The sequence below is a fragment of the Devosia sp. MC1541 genome, assembly GCF_012847305.1.
Lineage (GTDB): Bacteria > Pseudomonadota > Alphaproteobacteria > Rhizobiales > Devosiaceae > Devosia.
The window spans coordinates 102879-108878 of record NZ_JABBDZ010000011.1 but is presented as its reverse complement, the minus strand read 5'-3'; the positions used below and the strand labels follow the sequence as shown (position 1 = coordinate 108878).

At 58.0% G+C, this 6000-nt stretch carries 7 protein-coding genes; 4 read left to right on the top strand and 3 right to left on the bottom strand.

Translation table 11 applies throughout. From position 1 onward, the window contains the following. The first annotated feature begins 382 nt into the window (after positions 1–382). Both HKD40_RS12665 and HKD40_RS12660 read left to right on the top strand, forming a co-directional pair. Positions 383–790 (top strand): CidA/LrgA family protein, encoded by a 408-nt coding sequence (locus HKD40_RS12665; protein WP_248306574.1) that lies wholly within the window; start codon positions 383–385, stop codon positions 788–790. Next, positions 787–1506 carry an LrgB family protein gene (locus tag HKD40_RS12660; protein ID WP_169196137.1) on the top strand — a complete coding sequence of 240 codons (720 nt, stop codon included), beginning with the start codon at positions 787–789 and terminating at the stop codon, positions 1504–1506. The genes HKD40_RS12665 and HKD40_RS12660 overlap by 4 nt, the downstream gene beginning before the upstream one ends. 39 nt (positions 1507–1545) lie before the next feature. Here HKD40_RS12660 and HKD40_RS12655 read toward each other — a convergent pair whose 3' ends face one another. Beyond that, the gene (locus tag HKD40_RS12655; protein WP_248306053.1) at positions 1546–2391 is read right to left on the bottom strand and encodes a division plane positioning ATPase MipZ; all 846 of its coding nucleotides are present in this window, start codon (positions 2389–2391) and stop codon (positions 1546–1548) included. Positions 2392–2778: 387 nt separating this feature from the next. Between HKD40_RS12655 and HKD40_RS12650 the strand changes: the two genes are divergently transcribed. Then, a complete protein-coding gene (locus HKD40_RS12650) occupies positions 2779–3612 on the top strand; it encodes an HAD hydrolase-like protein (RefSeq protein WP_282567623.1) in 834 nt (277 codons plus the stop codon). Between the two features lie 12 nt (positions 3613–3624). Here HKD40_RS12650 and HKD40_RS12645 read toward each other — a convergent pair whose 3' ends face one another. Further along, positions 3625–4671 (bottom strand): metalloregulator ArsR/SmtB family transcription factor, encoded by a 1047-nt coding sequence (locus HKD40_RS12645; protein WP_169196134.1) that lies wholly within the window; start codon positions 4669–4671, stop codon positions 3625–3627. A 166-nt stretch (positions 4672–4837) separates the two neighbouring features. On the opposite strand from HKD40_RS12645, the gene HKD40_RS12640 reads away from it, so the two are divergent. Continuing rightward, positions 4838–5524 carry a hemolysin III family protein gene (locus HKD40_RS12640; protein WP_169196133.1) on the top strand — a complete coding sequence of 229 codons (687 nt, stop codon included), beginning with the start codon at positions 4838–4840 and terminating at the stop codon, positions 5522–5524. Between the two features lie 3 nt (positions 5525–5527). Here the strand turns inward: HKD40_RS12640 and HKD40_RS12635 are convergent, their stop codons facing one another. Continuing rightward, the gene (locus HKD40_RS12635) at positions 5528–5980 is read right to left on the bottom strand and encodes a DUF192 domain-containing protein (protein WP_169196132.1); all 453 of its coding nucleotides are present in this window, start codon (positions 5978–5980) and stop codon (positions 5528–5530) included. Positions 5981–6000 lie beyond the last annotated feature (20 nt).

Here is a 6000-nt window from a genome sequence, read left to right as displayed (position 1 = left end):
CAGGGACAATCTTGCGCGGTTCAATCGGCGGACAAAGCGCGTCTCCAAAACAGTGCAGATGCTCGAGATTACGCTCAATCTGTTCTTCAACAGACACCTCATAAGGAGTCCCAAATGAACAGTCCCCCTGAAGGGGGAGGCGTGCATCGCGGTCGTGGATGGAAGGGCAGAAGGAACTCGCCGAGGTGGGAGTGAGTTATCGGGTTGTGGCGAAACTGATTCAAAACGCCTGCCTATCTGACTGACAAGCTTTGTCTTTTTTCATGCGGCAGATGTGACAGGGCCGAGGCAGGCGATTGCGTCTTGGCGGGGAGCGGCATATGTCGGGCGCAATAGCTCAGCGAAGCGGCAGCCCTATGCACGCTTCACAACGGAGATTTCGGTGCCCCCAATCGAAGAACAGCCGCTAAAGCCCGGTGATTATGTCGCCGGGTTTGCCATTCTCATCCTCTGTCAATTGGCGGGGGAAGTGCTGGTGCATGCGATCCGCATTGTGCTGCCTAGTTTTGCTTTCCCCGGCCCTGTGGCGGGAATGCTGCTCTTGCTGGCGCTGCTGCCCAGATTACCAAAACAGCGTCGCTCGGTGATGGCTGTCGGCAATGCCCTCCTCGGCATTTTGGCAATGCTATTTGTGCCTGCGGCAGTGGGCGTGATGCAGTATGGCGATCTCGTGCTGGCTTGGGGCATTCCCCTTGTCTTGGCGCTGGTCGTTTCAACGGTGCTGACACTGCTCGCGACGGTTGGCACGTTCCTGCTGACAGAAAAGCTAATAAACCGAGGCAAGCCATGACCGGGCTGACGGGCGTTTGGGTATATCTCGCAGCCTCCCCCCTCACCTGGCTGGCAGTGACGCTGGTGGCCTATGCCACCTCGCTCAAGATCGGGGCATTCTTCAAAGGCTCTCCCTTTGCCAACAATGTGCTGATCAGCGCCGCGATCATCATTCCGATCCTGCTGATCTCCGGAACGAGCTACCCGACCTATTTTGAGGGGGCGCAGTTCGTGCACTTCCTGCTTGGGCCAGCAACCGTTGCGCTGTCGATCCCCTTGTTCCGGAATATCGACGCGGTGAAGCGCTCGCTGGTGCCAATTGCGGTATCACTGGTGGTGGGAGCTATCGTGGCCATGGCGAGCGCCGTGGGCATTGTCTATCTCTTTGGCGCGCCGGCTGAGGTGATCGCGTCGATTACCCCGAAATCGGTCAGTGCGCCGATTGCGATGGAGCTAGCCAAGAGCCTTGGCGGCATTCCATCGCTGGCCGCCGTCTTGGGGATCTCCACGGGCATTACCGGGGCTATTTTGGTTACGCCTCTGATGAACGCCCTCAAGATCAAGAACTATGCGGCGCGTGGCTTTGCTGTCGGCGTAACTTCGCATGGCATCGGCACCGCCCGCGCCTTGCAGGTGAGCGACGTGGGGGGCGCGTTCTCAGGCATTGGCATGGCGCTCAATGGCGCGTTCACAGCGCTGATCGTGGTGGGCTTACAAGTGTTGTTTGGCGCGTAGCCAGACAGACAAAAAGCGGCGTTTCGGCGCCGCTTTCTTTTATGCTGAGAGACGTTCGTCCTGCGCGAGACGCGGGTCTGGCAAATGCAGCATGGCGACCAGATCGCGGTATTCCTGCCGCGCATTGACGTGGGACATGGACGGCGCCGCGCCCAAGAGCTGGGCGTCCAATGGATCAAACACGGTCATGCCGATGGGGAAGAGCGAGCGGAAGATCACGCGCTCGGCAATGCCATCGGCGACGCGGCAGGTCAGTGCATCGGCAATTTTCACCACGCTATCATGCACGCTCGCGCCATTGCGGTTAGAGAGCGCCGAGATGCGGTTGCGGACAATGACCCAATCGCTTGGAGCGCCGGTGGCGATTTGGCGCTCGGCGCGGGCGCGCTGCACGTTCTTGGAATAAGGCGAGAGACTTTCTGGATCGCCGGTGCGCACGTCAATTTTCGCCAACACGTCGAGGTCGATCATGCTGTCGTTGACGGGGGTCACAAGCGTGTCGGCTGCACTATGGGCGAGACGGGCGAGATGAGCATCAAATCCCGGCGTGTCGATGACGATGAAATCGACCTCGTCGTAAAGCTTATCCATCGAGCGCGAAAAGAGCTCGAGCTCGGCCTTTTGGTTTTCCTTGATCGAGTCGCTCCAGCCAGTGGGCACATGGACGTGCTTTGGCATAGGAATGTCACGGCCCGTGGTGTCGAGCGTATTGCGGCGATTGCGGATGTAGCGGGTCAGCGTTTGCTGGCGGCTATCGACGTCGACCGTGGCAACGCGAAAACCTTGATGCAGCAAATAGACAGCTAGGTGCAGCGACAAGGTCGACTTGCCGGAGCCACCCTTCTCATTTCCCACCACAATGACGTGCGCGCGTTGCTGGCCCAATTCCGCCTCCAAATCACAGGAGTTACCCTTAATGCCATCAACGGCTCGCATGGTTAATAAGGATTTAAGAGTACCCCAAAACACTGCGCTTATGCCGCGTGGTTTTGCGCTTCGGCACATGGTGAGTCTGGCAAAAGACGCCGCGCCTTCACCTTGCATGAACGAGCGGGAGGCACCTTGCGCCCGGCCATGGGAGTTCTTCCAAGTGCATTTTCTGGAGGGCGAAGTCCCAAGGGCCACTCTCTGGGACCCGCCACAGCGTTCGGGAATAAATTTCCAGCTCAGGTCAGAGACTTAATAGAGCGCTCAACTGGTCGATAACCCTGAGCTTTTTGGGAATTTGTTCGGGCTCAGAGCAGTGGAAAGATCGGATTTGAGCGCCCGATATTGTGGCTTCTCCGCGGCAAGTGGGCGCGGGGTTGGCCCTGCAGGGTTGTACGGCGGACAAATTTAGGCCATTTTAACTATCGTCTAACGGGAGCTGAACCTCTGGCTAACCAAGCGAACCGACCAACCATCGTCCTCTTCGATCTTGATGGGACCCTGGTGCACCACGTCAATCCACGCGTGCTGCAAATGCTCGAATTCTTGGACGACTGTTCCCATAAGGGTGGACGGCTCGCAGCACGATTCCGTCTGCAGCGTCGCCAGCGCTTAAAAGAACAACGCCCACCGCGGTTATTGGTTCACCGCGCGATCCACAAAGTGCGTCGTAAGACGGTCAACGAGATGCTTTCGCCATGCGAGAACATGCGTTGCGTCCTCGAGCGCCTCCACGCCGAAGGTGTTGCCACTGGCGTCGTCAGCAACGGCCTTGGCCGTGGCTATGGCCATGATGTGCTGGAAGCTTTCGATCTGCGGAAGTATTTCTCGACGGCCGTGTTCCGTGAAGACGTACGCCGCGGAAAGCCGTGGCCAGATTCGATCCTCGAAGCGCTGTCCAATATTGGCCGCGACCTCCGCCGGACCGACGTGATCTGGTACATTGGCGACCAGCGTAAAGACATTGCCGCTGCACAAGCGGCTTCGGAAATTATCGGCCACACCATTCGCCCGATCGCCTTGGGCGCAAGAGCAGCACTTGGCGCGATCGAACAGCGCATCCCGAATTCGCAGATTATGTGGTGTGCAGCTGATTTTGAACGCGCGGTCCATAACGCCTTCGACAGCGATGATTACTCGCTGCCGATGTATGGTCCTGTCGCTGCGCCTGTCGTCTAACAGCCGACCTCTTTAGAAGTCGAAGCCCATTTGGTTGATCGAAAGCTCAATCTCTTCGGCTTCGACTTTTTTGTCTTTCTTCTTTGGCTTCTGCTTGGCCTTTGCGGCCTCTTCGGCCGCAGCTAGTGCTGCCGCTTCAGCAGCGAGATCCGCCTCGGACTGAATGACGAAGATCGACTCTAGGTCGTCCACGGGCTTTGCGTCAGCGGCACTGGCATCGCTCGACACAGGCTGCGTGACGCCGACCTCAGAAGCTGCCTCTTCCAAATCCGTGCCCTGCAGGACGCTTTCATCCTCGACAACGAAGTCCTCAGCGGCGGCAGCGAGCTCCTCCCCGTCGAAGAACGGCGTATCGTCGGTAGAGGCATAAGCAGGCGCGCTAAAGACCTCAGCGTCTTCCAAAGTATCCATGGCCGCAAATACGGCTTCGGCTTCAGCTTCGGCTTCGGCTTCGGCTTCGGCTTCGGCTTCGGCTTCGGCTTCGGCTTCGGCTTCGGCTTCGGCTTCGGCTTCGGCTTCGGCTTCGGCTTCGGCTTCGGCTTCGGCTTCGGCTTCGGCTTCGGAGGTCATGTCATCTGGCTGTTCAGATGCAAGCGCTTCTTCGTCAAACACCGGCGCAATATATTCGCCCAGCTCAACGTGCTGCGGGTCTTCCGTTTCGGCAGGTAACACTGGCGCGCTGTGGGCGTGTTCAGTGGCTTCAAAACTTTCAGCGACCGGAGCCGACACGGTTACCTGTTCGTCGGCTGAGACGAGCACATCGGCTTCATCATCCACGACCGCTTTACTGAGCAGAAGCTCGACCCAATCGGTGGCTTTCACCAGCGGCTTGGTTTTAAGAGTGTAGAGGTTTTCGCGCCCCTTCTTCACCTCAACCACGAGCCCCGCCGTCTTTAGCACGCGCAAATGGCGCGAAATGGCCGGGCGGCTGATCGTGAAGGCGTCCGCGAGCTTATGCACGGGAATAGGCCCCTGCATGAGGATCTCGATAATGCGGCAGCGCGTAGCGTCGCCGAGTGCGGAATAAACTGCGATGGGGGCTTTGGTCTTGCGCTTCATACTCTGGTTTAAAGTAACATCAGAGTTACCCGTCAAGTGAGCACGCAACTTCCTCAGAGTTTGTTCACTGAGATTGTTAGAGCATTCTAGACCATGGCCGTATTTTGCGGAACTGAAGAAAGGTTTCGGTCATTCCCGTCCCACAGGATGCTGGAAAAGGCCAAACATGAAACAGACCAGTTACAGCACCAATGCCATGCAGTTCGACCCGCGCCGCCGATATTCGGTTGGCGAAATGGTGGCCGACGCGGTGGTGCATGTCCTAGGCCTGATAGTGGCGATTGCCGCTGGCTCGGCTCTGCTGACGCTCACAGCCTTCGAGACCGCCCCGGAAGCGGTGCCCGCATTGTCGATTTACGTTGGCACGTTGATCTTCGTCTTGGGCGTATCGCTCGCTTATAATCTATGGCCCCACAATTCCTGGAAACACGTGTGGGCGCGCCTTGATCAGGCGGCCATCTTTCTCTTCATCGCGGGTAGCTACACGCCATTTTTGGCAGTGCTCGGAAATTCCACACTCGGGATTACGATGATGGCAATTGTCTGGGGCGCGTCGCTCGTCGGAGTAGCGCTAAAGCTGATCGTGCCAGAGCGTTTTGGGCGCGTTGCCATCCCGCTTTATCTCGGGATTGGTTGGAGCGGCATCTTCGTGTTCAACGCCCTTGCCACCGCCCTGCCCCCAACAACCCTATGGCTGTTGCTGGCAGGCGGCGTCGCCTATTCGGCGGGGATCATCTTCCACGTGTGGGAAAAGCTTCGCTTCCAAAACGCGCTTTGGCACGTGTTTGTGGTGGCAGGGGCAAGCCTGCACCTTTGGGCCGTCATTGACTGTATGATCGTTGCACGGATGTAGCGGTTACTGAATGCGCGAATGAACGACGCTGTCGCCAGCCTCGATGCCCAATTCGACGGTGCGTCCGCCGGGCACTTCAAGCACATACTGCACAGGACCATCCGAAGGGATTGAGGTCTTGTCATGCGGGACGGCGTTGACGTGAATGTTCTTGATGGTGCCATCCGCGGTGATGAACAGCATGTCGAGCGGGATGAAGGTGTTCATCATCCAGAAAGCAACGGGACGCTCTTCTTTGAAGTCAAAGAGCATGCCAGCGTCTGGCGCGAGCTCATGGACATTCATCAGGCCCTTGGCACGGGTCTCAGGCGTATCGACAACGTCAACCGTAAACACATGATCACCGGTCGCCGACTTTATCGTCAGGCCCTCTTCCTGGCTATACGCAGCCAACGGCAGCGCAACGACAAGAGCCGTCGCAGCGGCGGCGAGAGTGCGGGTTACGCTGTGTATCATGAGGTCCTCGTCAGGTAGGG